Origin of the sequence: Herbiconiux flava (assembly GCF_013409865.1) — a bacterium.
GTDB lineage: Bacteria > Actinomycetota > Actinomycetes > Actinomycetales > Microbacteriaceae > Herbiconiux > Herbiconiux flava.
In genome coordinates this window covers 681,507-698,288 of the sequence record NZ_JACCBM010000001.1, presented here as the reverse complement: position 1 = coordinate 698,288, position 16,782 = coordinate 681,507, and the positions used below count along the sequence as shown (strand labels likewise).

Below are 16,782 nucleotides of genomic sequence, written 5' to 3'. Positions count from 1 at the left end.
CTCCACCCGAAGAACGAGCCGAGCGGATGCACGGCTGCTGCTACTGCAGCACCAGCCGTGCCCCGTTCAGTTCGGCCGCGGGGGCGTTCCACAGCTCGACGACCGCCTCGGCGAGGGTGCCCACGTCGGTCGCCCCGGCGAAGGTCTTCTCGGGCGATGCGGCGCGCATCCGCTCGTCGACCAGCGATCGCACGGCGAAGATGACCGCCGCGGCGTCGGGGGCGCTCTTCGCGAAGCCCTGGGCGACCGAGCGCATCCACGACTCGGAAGCGGCCTTCGCCGCGGTGTAGTCGGCGCCGGATGCGGTGGGCGCGGCGACCGACACCGAGGACACGAAGGCGGTGCGCCCGGCCGGCGACTCCGCGAGTGCCGGGTAGAACGAGCGCAGGGTGTTGCGCAGGGTGCGGAACGACCGCTCCATCGCCGCCCAGCCCTCGTCGCTCTGCCCCGGGATGCCCGCGCCGCCGACCCAGCCGCCCACGAGGTGGATCAGCCCGTCGACCCCGCGGGCCCCACCGGCCTCGCTCACCCCGCCGGCGGCCACCGGGGTGTCACCCGCGATCGCCTCCGTCGCGAGCAGGCGGAGGGCGAACGCGTCGACCGCGGCGCTGTCGCTGAGGTCGCAGACCTCGGTGGCCACGCCCGGTACGCGGCCGGCCACCGCCGCCACGCGCTCGGCGTTCGAGCCCACGGCCACCACGCCGGCGCCGGCGGCGACGAGCGCCGCGCAGACCGCGACGCCCGACTCGCTCGTCGCGCCCGTCACGACCACGCGGCGCCCGGCCACCCCGGGCCCGCCCGCCGCGGTCACCGGTCCCGGCCCGTGAGGCCGGCCGTCGAGGAGATGACGTCGCGCATCTTCTTCTCGAGAGCCTCGTAGAACATCGAGAGGGGGAACTCGTCGTCGAGCACGGCGTCGGTGAGCCCGCGCGGCGGCCCGTCGAGCGGCAGCGCCTTCGGCCCCTCGGCCCAGACCGAGGCCGGGTTCGGGGTGACGGTCGCGGTGATCAGTTCGTAGGCCGCCAGCCAGTGGGCCGTCTTCGGCCGGTCGATCGAGCGCCAGTAGAGCTCGTCGATCGCGTCGCCGAGCGCGGTGACCGCGTCGGCGACCTCGGGCCAGTCGATGGTGAGGCGGGTGTCTGTCCAATGCAATACGCCGCGCTGGTGCAGCCAGGCGAACAGCAGCTGCCCGCCGAGCCCGTCGTAGTTGCGCACGCGCGAGCCGGTGATGGCGAAGCGGAAGATGCGGTCGAACAGCACCGCGTACTGCACGAGCTTCGCGTGCTCGAGCAGCGTCGCGTCCCCGTCCGACAGGGCGACGGTCGACGAAGCCAGCCGCCGCTCGATCTTCACGGCCTCGCGGAACGCGGTGAGGTCGCACCGCAGCTCCTCCAGCGAGTACAGGAAGAAGGGCATCCGCTGCTTGATCATGAACGGGTCGAACGGCAGGTCGCCGCGCATGTGCGTGCGGTCGTGGATCAGGTCCCACATCACGAAGGTGCGCTCGGTGAGCTCCTGGTCGTCGAGCAGGCGCGCCGCGTCGGCGGGCAGCTCGAGCCGGGTGACCTCGGCCGCCGCCCGCACCACGCGGCGGAACCGTGCGGCCTCCCGGTCGGCGAAGATGCCGCCCCAGGTGTACGCCGGGATGCTCGACGTGGCCACCGACTCCGGGAAGAGAACGGCCGAGTTCGTGTCGTACCCCGCCGTGAAGTCGAGGAAGCGGATGGGCAGGAACAGCGCGTTCGAGTACTCGCCGGCCTCGAGCTCGGCGATGAACGACGGCCAGAGCACCTCGATCAGCACCGCCTCGACGTGCCGGTCGGTGCTGCCGTTCTGCGTGTACATCGGGAAGACCACGAGATGGCGCACCCCGTCGGCCCGGTGCGAGGCGGGCGCGAAGGCGACCAGCGAGGCCAGGAAGTCGGGCACGGCGAAGCCGGAGGCGGCCCAGCGCGCGAAGTCCTCGCGCACGGCATCGAGGTAGGCGGCGTCGTGCGGGAAGTGCGGGGCGAGCTCGGCGACGGCGTCGACGATCGTCTCGACGTGCGAGCGGGCGGCGGAGTGGTCGACCGGGTCGGGAACCGATCCGTCCTTCACCTGCAGCGGCTGCAGGGCGGCGACGGCGGCCTTGAGGTCCAGCCAGGCGGGCAGCTGAGCGAGGTCGGTGGTGACGGAGGCGTCCTCGACGACCTCGGGTTCTCCGATGATGGACTCGGCTGTGCGGTGGTCGGCGCTGACGGCTGAGACGGGGCGTGCGGACATGGTGGAACCTCCAATCGGTCGTTCTCCCGAGCCTAGGCGCAGGGCATCCGCTCTTCTTTGACGGCGGCGGCGATTAGCTGCGCCAGAGCCGCGGATGCGCGCAAGGAACCACCGAAGGCACGAAACGACGCCGTGTCGCCCCACCCGCGGCGCGCTCAGGAACCCCGTGACGCCCCGGGTACCATGAGACCCGATGGAGAAGCACACGGCCGCGCCCCCGGCGAGACACCGCGCCGCGGCCGAGCGACCCGACCACTTCCTCCCGCACATCCAGGGCCTGCGCGCCATCGCCGTGCTGCTCGTGGTGGTCTACCACTTCTGGCCCGGCCGCCTCACCGGCGGCTACATCGGCGTCGACGTCTTCTTCGTGATCTCAGGCTTCCTCATCACGCAGCAGCTCGCCCGTCAGCTCGAGCGCACCGATCGCATCGCCCTGCCGTCGTTCTACGCCAAGCGGGCCCGTCGCCTCCTTCCGGCCGCCATCACGGTGCTCGTCTTCGCGAGCCTCGCGACGCTGTTCGTCATGCCGCTGTCGAGTCTGACCGAGAACGTGCGCGAGATCCTCGCCTCGACGTTCTATGTGGAGAACTGGGTACTGGCCCTCAACTCTGTGGACTACTTGGCGGCGGCGAACGAGGCGAGCCTCGTGCAGCACTACTGGTCGCTCTCGCTCGAGGAGCAGTTCTACCTGTTCTGGCCCGTGCTGATGCTCGGCGCCTCGGTCTTCGCGGTGAAGGTGCTGAAGCGGCGCAAGTGGGTCGGCCTGATGGCCGTGCTCGCGATCGTCGGCCTCGGCAGTTTCGCGCTCTCGGTCTTCGTGACGGCCACCGACCCCGCGGCCGCCTACTTCGTCACCTACACGCGGGTGTGGGAGTTCGCGGTGGGCGGTGCCCTCGCCCTGCTGCCGAGACTGCGGCCGACGCGGGCGTGGCAGTCGAACATCCTGGGCTGGGGCGGCATCGCCGTGGTGCTCGGCTGCGGTTACCTCTTCACGGCGGCGACGCCCTTCCCGGGCTACATGGCGGCGCTGCCCGTGCTCGGCACCGCGGCGATCATCGTGGCGCACCACCGCGAGAAGCCGTGGGACGCCGGCCGCGTGCTGAGCTGGCGCCCGGTCAGTTTCATCGGCGACATCTCGTACTCGCTCTACCTCTGGCACTGGCCGCTGATCGTGATCGCCCCGTACATCCCGGGCTGGGGCCTCAGCATCTACAACCGCATCGCGCTGTTCCTGTTCTGCTTCGTGCTGGCCTGGCTCACCAAGCGGTTCATCGAGGACCCGGCCCGCGGCTGGCGGTTCTTCACCACCCGCCGCCCGCGCACGACGCTGATCGGCGTGGTGGCGGCGATGGCCGTGTCCACGCTCTTCGTCACCGGCGCCTGGGCGGTGCAGCAGCCGAAGTACGACGCCGAGGCCACGCAGCTCGCGCAGACGCTGGCGGATCCGCCGGAGTGCTTCGGTGCCGCATCCGGCCCCACCGACGGCCTCACGGCGATCGAGCCGGTCTGCGCGAACCCCGAGCTCGACGGCCTGATCATCCCGAGCCCCGGCTTCGGCAACGCCGACCGGCCCGAGCATCCCGACTGCCTCTCGACCCTCAACGACGCCACCGTGCGCGACTGCCGGTTCGGCAGTGACGACGCCGACGCGCCGCAGATCGCGCTGATCGGCGACAGCCACGCCTACGCCCTGATGGACCCGTTCATCCAGATGGCCGAGTCGAACGGCTGGCACCTCACGACGTACCTGAAGGGCGGATGCCCGTGGACGACGACCCCCCTGGCCGGCCGTGACGCGTTCGCGGCATCGTGCGACTCGTGGCGCTCCTCCCTCACAGCGGCACTGAGCTCGCACGAGCCCTTCGACGCGATCTTCACGGCCGCGCTCACCGACCGGAACGTGCCGGGCACCTCCGACGACGAGACGGTCGCGGCCGCCGGCTACGGCGAGGCCTGGACGCCCGTGCTCGACGCCGGCACGCCCGTCGTCACCGTGGTCGACAACCCCTCGTGGGACGACGACCCGAACAAGTGCCTCCGCACCGAGGACGCCTCGCTCTGCACGACCCCCCGGGAGGACGGTCTCGCGGCCTTCGACCCGATCGCGATGGCCGCATCCAGCGCCGTCGCCGCCGGCCAGGACGTCACGCTCCTCGACTTCAGTGACACCTACTGCACCGCCGAGGAGTGCCCCGCCGTCGTCGGCGGCGCGAACGTCTACCGCGACGTCGACCACCTCACCCGCACCTTCGCGTTCACGCTCGAGCCGTTCCTCGCCCGGGCGATGGCCGACGCGATCGCGCGCTGAGGCGGCCGGGCATGCTGGGGGTCCTGACCGGGTTCGGCATCATCGGGTTCGTCATCGCGGTGGGCTACGGGGTGCAGCGGCTGGGCATCCTGCCTCAGGATGCTCGGCTCGTGCTCAACCGGATCGCCTTCTTCGTGGCGACCCCCGCCCTGCTGTTCACCGTGCTGTCGCGGTCGCATCCGGCCACCGTGTTCTCGGCGCCGCTGCTGGTGACGCTGATCAGCGTGGTGGTGTCGGCCTCGGTGTACCTGATCGCCTCGCGGATCTGGTTCCGGCAGCCGGTCGCCGAGACGGCCGTGGGGATGGCGTCGTCGGGGTACGTCAACGCGAACAACATCGGGCTGCCGGTGGCGATCTACGTGCTCGGGAGCGCCCAGCTCGTGGCACCGCTGCTGCTCCTGCAGCTGATCGTGCTGGCACCCGTGACGCTGACCGTGCTGGACATCGCGACGCGGGGCAGGGCCTCGGTCGGGTCCATCCTCTCGCAGCCGGTGCGCAACCCGATGATCATCGCGTCACTCATCGGACTGCTGCTCGCCCTGTTCGGGGTCGAGCTGCCGGCGCCGGTGCTGGCGCCGTTCGAGCTGATCGGCGGGGCGGCGGTTCCGCTGGTGCTGATCGCGTTCGGGATGTCGCTCGTGGGGCAGAAGCCGCTCGCTCCGGGCTCGGGACGGGCGGCGATCATGGTCGCCAGCGCCGTGAAGCTCGTGGTCATGCCACTGACGGCATATCTCCTGGCGCAGTTCGCGTTCCACCTGCCGGCGCACCAGGTGTTCGAGGTCGTGGCGCTGGCGTCGCTGCCCACGGCGCAGAACATCTACAACTTCGCGGCGCGGTATCAGCGGGGCGTCGTGCTGGCACGGGACACGGTGCTCGTCACGACGATCGGCTCGGTGCCGCTGCTCGTGGCGGTCGCGGCGCTGCTGGCCTGAGCGTGCTCACCTGACACAAGTTGCGTCGGGTCGCGCCGACTTGCCACAAGTTGTGTCGGGTCGCGTCGACTTGCCACATGTTGTGTCAGGTCGCGTCGGGTCGCCACACACGTTGTGTCAGATGGCGCGCGCGTAGTCAGTCGTCCAGGTCGTCGTCGGCGGTGAGCGAGGCGAGGCGGGTGCGGGCGCGAGACGCCAGGCGCTCGGCCGCTTCGGCTGCCCGCACGGCGGAGGAACGCTCCTTGCGGAGGCGGGCGGCCGTGACATTGGTGTCGGTGAGCTCGCCCTGCACCGCGTCGAGACGTTCGCGCAGCTCCTGCTGCTCCTCGGCGAGCTGCTCGTGCCGCGCCCGATTCTCGCGGATGCGCAGCTCCGTCGTCGCGAGCTCCGCCTGGGCGTCTTCGGCGTCCTGTCGCGCCTCCTCCGCCTCGCGCTTGGCGGCGGCGAGGGCCCGTGACGCGCGCTCGGCGGCGGCGCGCTCGCGGGCCTCCTCGCGCGATTCCTTCGGAGCCGCCTGCGCATCGCTCGACTTCTTCTCGGCCTCCCGGGTCCCGACTGCCCGTGGCCGAGTCGCGGCCGACGGTACCGCGACGGGCTCGACCGCCCCCGCACCGGCCAGCGCCACCGCGCCGTCGAGCTCCACCGGGTCGACCCCGGTGCTCGAGAACGTCCGAACGAGCAGCCCGCTCCGCACGGCCGCGGTCGCCGCCGGGTCGACGACAGCCGCCTGCAGCGTCTGCTGCACCTCGACGGCCGCTGCGTCCGAGACGGCCACGCCGAGCTCGTCGCCGAGCGCCCGCGCCGACGACGCGGCCGTCGCGAGCAGCTGCTGGCGTTCGCGGCCGAGCTGCCGCACGGCGTCGCGGTCGCCCGAGTCGGTGGCGTCGCGCATCCGCTCGCCCAGCTCGAGCAGGGGCTGCACGTCGCCCGGCCGGTGCCGCACGAGCGCGTTCACGGCCCAGGCCGCGACCGAGGGCTTCGCCAGTGAACGGATGCCCGCCGCCAGCTCGCGCTCACCCGCCGCCTTGGCCTCGGCGGCCCGGGCATTGCGCGCGGCGATGAACCCCGAGGGGGCCTCTCCGTAGAGCTGCCCCGCCGCCTGCTCGAGCGGATCCACCCGACCTCCCGCCGTCGAACCTGCCCCCGAGCCTACGGGCAGCGTCCGACCCGGGCCACGATGGACCCATGCCCACGCGACTCTTGCTGCTCGCCGACACCCATCTGCCCAAGCGCGCCAAGGTGCTGCCCGAGCGGGTCTGGCGGGCGGTCGACGAGGCCGACCTGGTGTTCCACGCGGGGGACTGGGTCGACGAGGCGACCCTCGACCTGCTCTCGGGGCGCGCCGCGCGGCTGATCGGGGTGTGGGGGAACAACGACGGGGCGGGACTGCGGGCGCGGCTGCCGGAGGTCGCGCGGGTGGAGCTCGAGGGGCTGCGGTTCGCGATGATCCACGAGACCGGCTCGCGGGATCGGCGCGAGGTGCGGATGGAACAGGCGTTCCCCGAGACGGACGTGCTGGTGTTCGGGCACAGCCATATCCCGTGGGACAGCACCGCGCCCGGCGGGATGCGCCTGCTGAACCCCGGCTCGCCGACCGACCGGCGGCGGCAGCCCGTCTGCACGATGATGACCGCGGTGGCCGACGACGGCCGGTTGCGCGACGTCGAACTGGTGCCGGTCGGGCGTGCGCTCTGACGGGGTCATGCGCGAGTGGCCCATGACGCCCCCGGCGGAGCGTGGTAGATACGTTCCATGACCGATGTCGACGCGAGCCCGGGTGACGGGCGCGACGAGAGCGAGAACGAGCGCCTCGATCGCAACTGGAACGAGATGCTGCAGGAGCTGCGGGTCATCCAGACCGGCACGCAGATCCTCACGGGTTTCCTGCTCGCGGCCGCCTTCCAGTCCCGCTTCGAGGACCTCGACGACTACCAGCGCATCGTCTACCTCTGCCTGGTCGTCGCCTCCATCCTCACCACCGTCTTCGGGCTCGCCCCGGTGAGCCTGCACCGCGCCCTGTTCCGGATGCGCGCCAAAGACCGAGTCGTGCACCTGACCGACCGCATCCTGCAGTTCACGATGATCGGCGTCGCGATCACGCTCGCGGGCACGGCGCTGCTGATCTTCGACTTCGTGCTCGGGCGCGCGGCGGGGATCGTCATCGGCTCGGTGGTGCTGGTGATCGTGCTGGCGCTGTGGGTCGTGTTGCCGCGGGTGTCGCGCAGCCGCTTGCCGGTCGAATCCCGGTAGCAGTTCTCTTTCCAACCCAGCCATGTCCATCTCGGGCAAGCGCGTGAGCGCGCGGCAGCTGGGTGTGCTGCCGCGCGCTTCGCGCTTGCCCTCGGATGCGGTGGCTGGCTATGCGGCGGGTCGTTGGATGGTGCGTCGACGGGTGGTCGGTATCGGTGTCTGTTCCGTGTCTACCCATCTGGGTGGGATGAGGTGGGGCACCCCGTCGTGCATGGTCAGTTTCCATGGTGATTTGTGCAGGTGGGAGTGGTGGAAGTGGCAGAGCAGAACGCCGTTGTCGATGTCGGTTCGACCGGGCGGATGATCGTCCGAGACCCATTCGTTTGCATGATGTGTCTCGCAGTATGAGGGTGGCCGGTCGCAGCTGGGCCAGACGCAGCCGCCGTCACGGGCCGCTAGTGCCCGGTTCTGCGCCGCCGTGAAGAGGCGCTTGGTCTTGCCGTGGAACAGGACCTCGCCCTTGTCGCCGAAAAGGGTCGCCGCGACCGGCGATGAGCACCGCAGCTGAGCCACGGTGGAGGCAGGCACGGGCTGGTCGATGCCGTCGATCCACCCGACACCCCGCCCCGCCAGGAGGTCGTCGAGGGTCATGTGCACATTCACGGTGGAGGCTCCGTTGATGCGGGGCATGTCCTCGGCTCCGGCGGCGCGGGCGATGAGCTCGGTGACGGTGTCGGCGTTCTTCTGCGCCTGAGTGCGGCCATCGGCGGTCACGTATTCGTCTCCATCGACGAACCGGGGGCCCGTGATGCGGGGGCTCTGCAGCGCCTGGATGCTCGAGAACCACACTCCGCCCTGCTCGGGCGTGAGCGCGAACTTCCCCCGGTACATCCCATCCGGGGCCAGCACGATCGTGAGCGACCGCTGCATCTGCAGCACCTCGTCGCGCGGTTCGGCACCGTCGGGGTCGAGCACCTCGCGCAGGTGAATGGCAGCTCTGGACGTCTCATCGGCGGTGAGCCGGCACGAGATGGTCTGGTCGACGAGGGTCTGCTCGGCGAGGCTCACGACGTCGGGTGAGCATCCGCGGTCGGCGAGCACAGTGCACTGCTTCACGATCGTCGCCGCTGCCTCGACGCCGAGCACGCCTTCATCGAGCACGCGGGCGACCACCGGGAACGGTGCCGGCCCTTCGCCACCACCCAGCAGCACCGCACCCCGAAGTTTGCGTCCGAGCTCGAGGCGCGCCTTGCACGCCCGAGCCGACGCGCCGGTGACCTTCGCGATGAGCGCGACGGGGGTGGTGAAGTTCTGCGACCGGCTGAGGCCCTCGTCGCCGAGCTCGGTGCGTGACCGCAGCGCGACCTCACCGGCGGTGTACACCTGCCCGGCCGAGGCCAGCCGCCCGATCGCCTCGAAGTCGGCCATGACCTCGAGCAGTGCCTCGTCGGTGAGACCCGCCATCCCGCTGATCGCTGCGCCCAGAGCGACCCGGAGATCGTCGGCGATCTCCTGAGCTGAGCGTCTGTCTGCATACTGAGATTCTATCAGAAAGAGCTGATGCTCGTTTAGTTACGTCAGCGCAAGCCCCGAGATGATCTCGGCCACCACCGTCTCCGGCCCCGCCGAGACCACGACTGCGAGGCCCGCCTCGTCGGCGCCGAGCGGCTCGAGCGTCGCCAGCTGCGAGCCGAGCAGTGTCGCGGGCATGAAGTGGTGCTGCCGGGCGCGCAGCCGGTCGCCGATCAGCGCGGCCGACCCGACGAGCTGCACGAACACCGCCCCCGGATCGGCCTCGCGCAGGACGTCGCGGTAGACGCGGCGCAGTGCCGAGCACGCGACGACGACGCCGGCGGACTCGCCCGAGGCGCCCGCGGTGCCGGCCGCATCCGCGTGCTCGATGCGGGAGGCCGCGGCCGCCCCGACCGCCCGCAGCCACGGCCAGCGGTCGTCGTCGGTGAGCGGGATGCCGGCCGCCATCTTCTCGACGTTCGCCGCCGGGTGCAGGTCGTCGGCGTCGACGAAGGCCCAGCCGAGCCGGTCGGCGAGCAGCACGCCGATCGTCGACTTGCCCGATCCCGAGACCCCGGTGGTGAACACGACCCGATTGCGCATGCCTCCCAGTCCACCATGCCGCGACGGGCATCGACTACGTCAGCTGGTCGCGCAGGAAGCGCACCACGCGCTCCCTGGCCTCGAGCGCCGGGTGCCCGGCGACCTCGCGCACCTCACTCGTCAGCACCGAGTGCGCGGTCGTCGAGAAGCCTCCCGGGTTGCCGGGTGAGGAGTCGAGCTCGATCACCTCGAAGCGGTCGCCGAGCGCGGCGCTCAGGGTGTCGAAGCGGGCGCGGGGGGCGTTGCGGTCCTCCGAGAAGCGCAGGCCGATCGCGCAGAACGGGGTCTCACGCGAGCGCTCGGCGACGCGGTCCAGCTCGTCTCGAGACATCGACGGGTCGGCTTGGCGCGCCCGACCGAGCGGGAACGGCGCGGCCGGCTGGCTCACGACCGAGGCGAGCACGCTGTCGTCGACCGCCGCGGCGAGGGCGAAGCCGCCGGTGAAGCACATGCCGATCATGCCGACTCCGGATGCGGGGGTGCGGCCGGCGAGATCCGCCGCGACTGCGCGCAGCCAGGCCGTGATCGGGCGCTTGGCGTCGACCGCGAAGGCCCGGAACTCTGCGCTGACGCAGATCCGCGCGACGGTGCTCAGCACGTAGCCGGGTGAGGATGCGCGTTCCGGCACCCCGAACGGTGACGGCACCACCACGGTGAACCCCTCGTCGACGAGGTGCTGGGCGAGGCCGAGCACCTCGGGCGTCATGCCGGGGAGCTCGGGGATGAGCACGACGCCCGGCCCGGCACCCTTCTGGTAGCAGTCGTGGGTCGCGCCGGCCGCCGTGAAGGGGGTGCGCACCCATCCGTCGAGGGTCGAGGTGGGGGCGGAGGAGGCGGTAGAGGCCATGGGGCCAGTCTGCACCCGCGCAGCGGACGCGGGTGGTGGGGGCTGCCCGCGGCGCTGCCTGGGGCGGCCGGCCAGTGGGAGGCGCGCTCGCGAAAGGCGCGGCATGACAATCGGTGGCGGTGGCGGTGGCGGTGGCGGTGGCGGCGGCGGAGCTCAGGCCAGGCGGCGCACGATGTGCTCCCACGAGTCCGCGAGCCGGGGCAGCATGCGCTCGAGGTCGCCGTCGGGAAGCCAGACCACCGCGTCGAGGATCGCGAGCAGATCGAAGGCCAGCGCCGGCAGGTCGCCCTCGACCCCGGCCTGCGTGAGCAGCCCGCGGATGTGCGTCGAGGCCAGCCGCCGCGCCGGCACCGCGTGGCGCTCGGCCGCCGGCCGCTCGGCGGCACGCAGCAGCGGCACCTGGCGGGCCGCCGTCGCGAGCTGTGCCCGGCCGAACGCGACGAGCCGCTCGATCGGCGGCGCGCCGGGGCCGAGCGGCGGCGGGCCGCTCAGGAACCCCGCCTGGAACTGCTTCTCCGACTCGTCGAGCAGCGCCTGGAACAGGCCGGCCCGAGAGCCGAAGCGGCGGAAGATCGTGCCCTTGCCCACGCCGCACGCGGCGGCCAGCCCGTCCATCGTCAGCGACTCGATGCCGTCGCCGTCGATCAGCCGGCGGGCCGTCGTGAGCAGCAGCTCCCGGTTGCGGGCCGCATCCGATCGCTCGGGTGCACGGAGCCCCACCGTCGGGGTCAGCGGACCGGGCGGTGCGCCGATCTGATCCATGCCCGGACTGTAGCACGGGGCATCCGGGAATAAACGGACCAGAGTCCGGTTGAACCACTTGTCCGCGGGCACCGGCCCGCCCTACTCACCGCAGGAGACACCATGACCCAGAAGTCCGTCCTCGTCCTCGTCGGCAGCCTTCGTGCCGCCTCCACCAATCGTCAGCTGGCTGAAGCCGCCATCGATCTCGCCCCCGAGGGCATCGACCTGGCCATCTCCGACCAGCACCGCGACCTCCCGCTCTACAACGAGGACATCGACGTCGAGGGCGAGCTCCCCGCCTCGGTCGTCGCGTTCCGCGAGGCCGTCGGCGCCGCCGACGCCGTGCTCGTCGTCACCCCCGAGCACAACGGCACCATGCCCGCGAACCTCAAGAACGCCATCGACTGGTCGTCGCGCCCCTTCGGCACCGGCGCCATCGTCGGCAAGCCCGTCGCCGTGATCGGCACCGCCTTCGGCCAGTACGGCGGCGTCTGGGCCCAGGACGAGGCCCGCAAGGCGCTCGGCATCGCCGGCGCCAAGGTCGTCGAGCCCACGCTGTCGGTGCCCAACTCGGTCGTGCGCTTCGCCGAGACCCACCCGAAGGACGACGCCGAGATCGTCGCCCAGCTCGAGGAGTTCATCAACGCCTTCGCCGCGTCGCTCGACGCCGTCGACGCCGAGCAGCAGGCCGCGTAGGTCTCACGGCACCGCGCCGGTCTCGGACCACGCGCACCCTGAACACACGAAGGGCCCCCACCGCGAGGTAGGGGCCCTTCGTCGTTCCAGCTGTGCGGCTACTCGCCGACCGGCTGCTCGCCGACCGGCTGCTCGCCAGCCTGCTGCTTGGCGACGGCCTCGGCGTAGTCCTTCTTCACGGCCTCCATGTCGAGCGCGCGCACCTGGGCGATCACGTCGTCGAGCACCTGGCCGGGCAGGGCGCCGGGCTGCGCGAAGATGGGGATGCCGTCGCGGTAGCCGACCAGCGTCGGGATCGAGGTGATGCCGTAGCTCGCGGCCAGCTGCTGCTGGTCTTCCGTGTCGACCTTCGCGAAGGTGATGTCGCCGTTCGCCTCGGACGCCTTCTCGAAGACGGGCGCGAACTGCTTGCACGGGCCGCACCAGTCGGCCCAGAAGTCGATCAGGACGATGCCGTCGGCCACCGTCTCGTCGTGGTTGTCAATGGTCAGAGTCTTCGTGGACATGCTCCATTCAACACCCGGCGTGCCTTAAAGCTTCCGGATGCGCGAGCCCGCCCCCCGAGCATCCGGAACCCCCACCCGGCCTCAGCTGACGTGCACCTCGGGTCGATGGCGCCGGTCGTGCTCGGCCCGGCGCAGCACCTCGCGGGTCACCGGAGCGACCTCGCCCGTGCCCGTGACGAGGTACTTGAACATGTTGGAGATGGGGCTGCCCTCGGTCCACTCGAAGTAGATGCCGGGCACGACGCCCGTGAGGTCGCGGATCTCGAGCAGCACCGTGGCGATCGTGTTGGGGATGTTGCCGCTCGTCACGCGGAGCACCCGGTAGCCGTGCACGGCCTCGCCGCGCACCAGCAGGTCTTCCTCGAAGTCGGAGGAGTCGGAGGGGTAGACCTCGAGGAAGATCACCGGCGAGCGCATCGGGATGCCGCTGTCGCGCCGCTCCTCGCTGATCTTCTGGCGGTACTCCTCGGCCGAGCCGTCGTCGGGTTCGTTCGCGATGATGCGGATCGAGTCGTACTCGTCGGCGTCGCTCAGCACGAAGTCGAGCGCCATCGCGTCCAGGGTCACCGAGGTGGCCCGCAGCTGGAACGAGCGGTGCACGCGCGAGACGATGGAGACCACGATGATGCCGAGGATGAACAGGCCCGCGATGCGCACGCCGTCGGGCCGCTCGATGATGTTGGCGACGGTCGTGTAGAGGAAGACGACCGCGATCGCGCCGAAGCCGATGGCCGCCGCGCGCTGCTTCTTGCGCGCCGCCGAGAGCGTCACGGCAACCGAGGCCGAGGTGATCAGCACCAGCACGCCCGTGGCGTAGGCGCCGGCCTGCGCGTCGACGTCGGCCTGGAAGACGAGCGTGATGACGACGGCGATCGCCGCGAACACGAGCACGAGCGGGCGCACCGCCGCGGCCCAGTGCGGGGCCATGCCGTAGCGCGGCAGGTAGCGGGGCACGAGGTTCAGCAGGCCGGCGAGGGCCGAGGCACCCGCGAACCAGAGGATCGCGATCGTCGCGATGTCGTAGGCGGTGCCGAACCCGTCGCCCAGGAACTGGTGCGCGAGGTACGCGAGGGCCCGACCGTTGGCCGGCCCGCCCGACTCGAAGTCCTTCTGCGGGATGAGCAGGGTCGTCACGATCGACGAGGTGATGAGGAACGCCGACATGGTGATGGCCGCCGTCGTGAGCAGCCGCTTCGCCCCGCGGATGCGCGCGACGGGCTTCTGGGGCGTGTCACCTGGGGCGCCGTCGATCTGCGGCATCACGGCCACGCCGGTCTCGAAGCCCGAGAGCCCGAGAGCCAGCTTCGGGAACGCGATCAGCGCGATGCCCACCATGACGAGCGGGTTGCCGTGCTGTGCGGTGAGCGCCGTCCACCAGTTGCCGATCACGACCGTGTTCTCGGCGACGTGCACGAGCGACACCACGATCACCACGGCGTTCAGCAGCAGGAACGCCGCCACCAGCACCACGGCGATGTTGATCGCCTCCTTGAAGCCACGGAGGAACACCACGGCCAGGGCGAGCACCAGCACGAGGGTGAGCAGCACCTCGTTGCCCTCGAACCACGAGGGGGCGAAGGGGTTCTCGATGGCGTGCGCCGAGGCATCCGCCGCCGAGAGGGTGATCGTGATCATGAAGTCGGTGGCGGCGAAGCCGAGCAGCACCAGCACCACGAGCTTGCCGCCCCACCAGGGCAGCAGCCGTTCGAGCATGGCGATCGAGCCCTCGCCCTTGAAGCTCTCGCGGGCCACCCGCCGGTAGACCGGCAGAGCGCCGAGCAGGGTCACCAGCACCAGCACGATGGTGGCGATCGGGCTGAGCAGCCCGGCGGCCAGCGCGGCGATCGCGGGCTGGTAGCCGAGCGTCGAGAAGTAGTCGACGCCGGTGAGGCACATCACGCGCCACCACGAGTGGGTCTTCTCGGGCTTGGACGCCCCGGGCCCCGGATGCCGGCCCGCCGTGTCCTGCAGACCGTCGGTGAGCCACCGCCGCAGCCGGCTCGGGGGCGGCGGTGCGTCGGGCCACGGCTGCCCGGGCACAAGCGGCGACCCGGCGCCGACCGTGGGTGAACTCATGGGCTCACTCTATGTCGCGATTTCAGCCGAAGATCATCGGCCGGTCGTCGTCATCGGTCGCCAGCTCGGCCGAGAGGTCGAGGTCGAGGTCGACCACGACGGGCACGTGGTCGGAGGGCGCATCGCCCTTCCGCTCGTTGCGGTCGATCCGCGCATCCGTCACCAGGTCGGCGAACGGTTGCGAGCCCATCACGAAGTCGATGCGCATGCCCTCGTTGCGCGGGAAGCGCAGCTGCTTGTAGTCCCAGTAGGTGTAGCCGGTGGGCACCAGCGGGCGCACGACGTCGGCGAGGCCGATGCGCTCGAACTCGGCGAAGGCGGCGCGCTCGGGCACGGAGACGTGGGTCGACTCGGCGAAGACGCCGATGTCCCACACGTCGCTGTCGAGGGGCGCGATGTTCCAGTCGCCCATCAGGGCGAGCGGCTGCGTCGGGTGCGCCGACATCCAGGCGGCCGTCTGCGTGGCCAGCTCGCGGAGCCAGGTCAGCTTGTACTCGTAGTGCGGGTCGCCGAGGGCGCGGCCGTTGGGCACGTAGAGGCTCCACAGGCGCACTCCGTCGACCGTCACGCCGAGCGCCCGCGCCTCCTGTGGCAGCGAACCGTCGGCGAGCTCCTTGCCGAAGCCGGGCATGCCGGTGAAGGTGTTCGCCACGTCCTCCATCGGCAGACGGCTCGCGAAGGCGACGCCGTTCCACTGGTTCAGGCCGTGCAGCACGACGTCGTAGCCCGCCTCCTGGAAGGCCTCGAACGGGAACTGCGACTCCTTGCACTTGATCTCCTGCATGGCGAGCACGTCGACGTCCTCCCGCACCAGCCAGTCGACGACGCGGCCCACTCGGGCTCGGATCGAGTTCACGTTCCAGGTCGCAACACGCATGCCTCCACGCTACCGCCCGCCGGTGACCAGGCCGGCGGCGCGTAGGCTGGCGGCATGGCGGGCCGGGGCGACGACGAGACCCTCCGCACCCGCCTCGAGCAGCGCTTCGAGCAGCCCCTCGAGCGCGTCACCAGTGTCACCCAGCAGACCCTCGCGCTCTTCCCCACCCGGGTCTGGCGCCGCTTCCTCGCGGGCAACGGCTTCCTGCTCTCCTCGGGCATGAGCTACCAGGCCCTGTTCGCGGTGTTCGCCGCGGTCTACCTCGTCTTCGCGGGCGCCGGCATCTGGCTGGTGCAGTCGCCCGAGACGATGGACGCCCTCGTCGTCCTGATCAACACCTACGTGCCCCGCCTGATCGGCGAGAAGGGCATCATCTCGCCCGCCGACCTCTCGATGATCGCCACCTCGAGCACGTCGCTCCTCACCATCACCGGCGTGCTCGCCCTGCCCGTGCTGATCTGGACGGCCATCGGCTGGATCACTTACTCCCGCATCGCCGTGCGCACCATCTTCGGCATGCCCCGCGACTCCCGCTCCTACCTCCTGCTCAAGGCGCGCGACCTCGTCGTCTCCCTCGTGATCGGGCTCGTGCTGTTCGCGGCGGCGTTCCTCAGCGTCGTGAGCACCTCGGCGCTGGACTGGTTCACCTCCTTCCTCGGCATGGGCTTCCGCGACTGGTCGCGCCCCCTCGTCACGGCGGTCAGCCTGCTGGTCGTCTACCTCATCGACGCGGCGGCCCTCGGCGTGCTCTTCCGCTTCCTGGCCGACGCCCGACTGACACTGCGACGGATGCTCGGCGGCACCCTCCTCGGCGGAGCCGCCCTGCTCGGCCTGCAGCTCCTCGGCAGCACTCTGCTCGGTGGTGCGAGCCGCAACCCCCTCCTCTCCACCTTCGTGGTGTTCATCGCTCTGCTGCTCTGGTTCCGGCTGACCAGCGTGGTCACGCTCGTCGCGGCCGCCTGGATCGCCGTAGCCACCGAGGACCACGGCGGCACCCTCTACGAGCCGAGCGCCGCCGAGAGGGCGGCCCTCGAGCACGAGGCGCTGCTGATCGCCGCCGAGGTGCGCCTGCGCGACGCGCAGCGCGAACTCGACGCGGCGGGCTGGTGGCGCCGGGCGGCCGCGCGCTGGCGCCGAGACGCCGCGCTCGAGGAGCTGCGCTCGCTCGAGTCTCTGCGCCCCACGGCCGCGCTGTCGCCCGGGCGGGCTCCCGGGGCGGAGGATTAGGG

At 71.2% G+C, this 16,782-nt stretch carries 16 protein-coding genes; 6 read left to right on the top strand and 10 right to left on the bottom strand.

Annotation, left to right across the window (positions count from 1 at the left end):
- Positions 1–40: 40 nt before the first annotated feature.
- A complete protein-coding gene (locus tag BJ984_RS03280; protein ID WP_271206378.1) occupies positions 41–811 on the bottom strand; it encodes an SDR family NAD(P)-dependent oxidoreductase in 771 nt (256 codons plus the stop codon).
- Entirely contained in the window at positions 808–2,262 is a 1,455-nt protein-coding gene (locus tag BJ984_RS03275) for a DUF6421 family protein (protein ID WP_179546819.1), read from the bottom strand. The genes BJ984_RS03280 and BJ984_RS03275 overlap by 4 nt, the downstream gene beginning before the upstream one ends.
- A gap of 193 nt (positions 2,263–2,455) precedes the next feature.
- Here BJ984_RS03275 and BJ984_RS03270 point away from each other — a divergent pair, with 193 nt between their 5' ends.
- Positions 2,456–4,570, top strand: a complete 2,115-nt coding sequence (locus BJ984_RS03270) for an acyltransferase family protein (RefSeq protein ID WP_179546818.1) — start codon at positions 2,456–2,458, stop codon at positions 4,568–4,570.
- An 11-nt stretch (positions 4,571–4,581) separates the two neighbouring features.
- Positions 4,582–5,502: an AEC family transporter gene (locus BJ984_RS03265; RefSeq protein ID WP_179546817.1), complete on the top strand. Its 921-nt coding sequence runs from the start codon at positions 4,582–4,584 to the stop codon at positions 5,500–5,502.
- A 136-nt stretch (positions 5,503–5,638) separates the two neighbouring features.
- Here the strand turns inward: BJ984_RS03265 and BJ984_RS03260 are convergent, their stop codons facing one another.
- On the bottom strand, positions 5,639–6,619 hold the full coding sequence (locus BJ984_RS03260) for a hypothetical protein (protein WP_179546816.1): 981 nt from the start codon (positions 6,617–6,619) through the stop codon (positions 5,639–5,641).
- Positions 6,620–6,687: 68 nt separating this feature from the next.
- Here BJ984_RS03260 and BJ984_RS03255 point away from each other — a divergent pair, with 68 nt between their 5' ends.
- Both BJ984_RS03255 and BJ984_RS03250 read left to right on the top strand, forming a co-directional pair.
- The gene (locus BJ984_RS03255) at positions 6,688–7,197 is read left to right on the top strand and encodes a metallophosphoesterase family protein (RefSeq protein WP_179546815.1); all 510 of its coding nucleotides are present in this window, start codon (positions 6,688–6,690) and stop codon (positions 7,195–7,197) included.
- 57 nt (positions 7,198–7,254) lie between these two features.
- Entirely contained in the window at positions 7,255–7,752 is a 498-nt protein-coding gene (locus BJ984_RS03250) for a DUF6328 family protein (RefSeq protein ID WP_179546814.1), read from the top strand.
- A gap of 108 nt (positions 7,753–7,860) precedes the next feature.
- Here the strand turns inward: BJ984_RS03250 and BJ984_RS03245 are convergent, their stop codons facing one another.
- The 4 genes from BJ984_RS03245 to BJ984_RS03230 form a co-directional block, all read right to left on the bottom strand.
- Positions 7,861–9,156, bottom strand: a complete 1,296-nt coding sequence (locus tag BJ984_RS03245) for an HNH endonuclease signature motif containing protein (protein WP_179546813.1) — start codon at positions 9,154–9,156, stop codon at positions 7,861–7,863.
- Positions 9,157–9,264: 108 nt separating this feature from the next.
- Positions 9,265–9,807 (bottom strand): gluconokinase, encoded by a 543-nt coding sequence (locus tag BJ984_RS03240; RefSeq protein WP_179546812.1) that lies wholly within the window; start codon positions 9,805–9,807, stop codon positions 9,265–9,267.
- 34 nt (positions 9,808–9,841) lie between these two features.
- Positions 9,842–10,654, bottom strand: coding sequence for a dienelactone hydrolase family protein (locus BJ984_RS03235; RefSeq protein ID WP_179546811.1), 813 nt, complete (start codon positions 10,652–10,654; stop codon positions 9,842–9,844).
- 153 nt (positions 10,655–10,807) lie between these two features.
- Complete coding sequence (locus BJ984_RS03230; RefSeq protein WP_179546810.1) at positions 10,808–11,416, bottom strand: TetR/AcrR family transcriptional regulator; 609 nt, start codon at positions 11,414–11,416, stop codon at positions 10,808–10,810.
- A 102-nt stretch (positions 11,417–11,518) separates the two neighbouring features.
- On the opposite strand from BJ984_RS03230, the gene BJ984_RS03225 reads away from it, so the two are divergent.
- Positions 11,519–12,094, top strand: coding sequence for an NADPH-dependent FMN reductase (locus BJ984_RS03225; protein ID WP_179546809.1), 576 nt, complete (start codon positions 11,519–11,521; stop codon positions 12,092–12,094).
- 98 nt (positions 12,095–12,192) lie between these two features.
- Here BJ984_RS03225 and trxA read toward each other — a convergent pair whose 3' ends face one another.
- The 3 genes from trxA to BJ984_RS03210 form a co-directional block, all read right to left on the bottom strand.
- On the bottom strand, positions 12,193–12,600 hold the full coding sequence (gene trxA / locus BJ984_RS03220; RefSeq protein ID WP_179546808.1) for a thioredoxin: 408 nt from the start codon (positions 12,598–12,600) through the stop codon (positions 12,193–12,195).
- 81 nt (positions 12,601–12,681) lie between these two features.
- Positions 12,682–14,676 carry an APC family permease gene (locus BJ984_RS03215; protein ID WP_373877385.1) on the bottom strand — a complete coding sequence of 665 codons (1,995 nt, stop codon included), beginning with the start codon at positions 14,674–14,676 and terminating at the stop codon, positions 12,682–12,684.
- Between the two features lie 22 nt (positions 14,677–14,698).
- The gene (locus tag BJ984_RS03210) at positions 14,699–15,553 is read right to left on the bottom strand and encodes an exodeoxyribonuclease III (protein WP_179546807.1); all 855 of its coding nucleotides are present in this window, start codon (positions 15,551–15,553) and stop codon (positions 14,699–14,701) included.
- Between the two features lie 54 nt (positions 15,554–15,607).
- On the opposite strand from BJ984_RS03210, the gene BJ984_RS03205 reads away from it, so the two are divergent.
- Positions 15,608–16,780, top strand: coding sequence for a YihY/virulence factor BrkB family protein (locus BJ984_RS03205; protein ID WP_179546806.1), 1,173 nt, complete (start codon positions 15,608–15,610; stop codon positions 16,778–16,780).
- Positions 16,781–16,782 lie beyond the last annotated feature (2 nt).

Coding starts and splice junctions, on each gene's coding strand:
- BJ984_RS03255 (WP_179546815.1), top strand. CDS start 6,688: ATGCCCACGCGACTCTTGCTGCTCGCCGACACCCATCTGCCCAAGCGC.
- BJ984_RS03235 (WP_179546811.1), bottom strand. CDS start 10,654: ATGGCCTCTACCGCCTCCTCCGCCCCCACCTCGACCCTCGACGGATGG.
- BJ984_RS03210 (WP_179546807.1), bottom strand. CDS start 15,553: ATGCGTGTTGCGACCTGGAACGTGAACTCGATCCGAGCCCGAGTGGGC.
- BJ984_RS03205 (WP_179546806.1), top strand. CDS start 15,608: ATGGCGGGCCGGGGCGACGACGAGACCCTCCGCACCCGCCTCGAGCAG.
- BJ984_RS03245 (WP_179546813.1), bottom strand. CDS start 9,156: ATGGCGGGTCTCACCGACGAGGCACTGCTCGAGGTCATGGCCGACTTC.
- BJ984_RS03270 (WP_179546818.1), top strand. CDS start 2,456: ATGGAGAAGCACACGGCCGCGCCCCCGGCGAGACACCGCGCCGCGGCC.
- BJ984_RS03230 (WP_179546810.1), bottom strand. CDS start 11,416: ATGGATCAGATCGGCGCACCGCCCGGTCCGCTGACCCCGACGGTGGGG.
- trxA (WP_179546808.1), bottom strand. CDS start 12,600: ATGTCCACGAAGACTCTGACCATTGACAACCACGACGAGACGGTGGCC.
- BJ984_RS03265 (WP_179546817.1), top strand. CDS start 4,582: ATGCTGGGGGTCCTGACCGGGTTCGGCATCATCGGGTTCGTCATCGCG.
- BJ984_RS03225 (WP_179546809.1), top strand. CDS start 11,519: ATGACCCAGAAGTCCGTCCTCGTCCTCGTCGGCAGCCTTCGTGCCGCC.
- BJ984_RS03240 (WP_179546812.1), bottom strand. CDS start 9,807: ATGCGCAATCGGGTCGTGTTCACCACCGGGGTCTCGGGATCGGGCAAG.
- BJ984_RS03250 (WP_179546814.1), top strand. CDS start 7,255: ATGACCGATGTCGACGCGAGCCCGGGTGACGGGCGCGACGAGAGCGAG.
- BJ984_RS03275 (WP_179546819.1), bottom strand. CDS start 2,262: ATGTCCGCACGCCCCGTCTCAGCCGTCAGCGCCGACCACCGCACAGCC.
- BJ984_RS03215 (WP_373877385.1), bottom strand. CDS start 14,676: ATGAGTTCACCCACGGTCGGCGCCGGGTCGCCGCTTGTGCCCGGGCAG.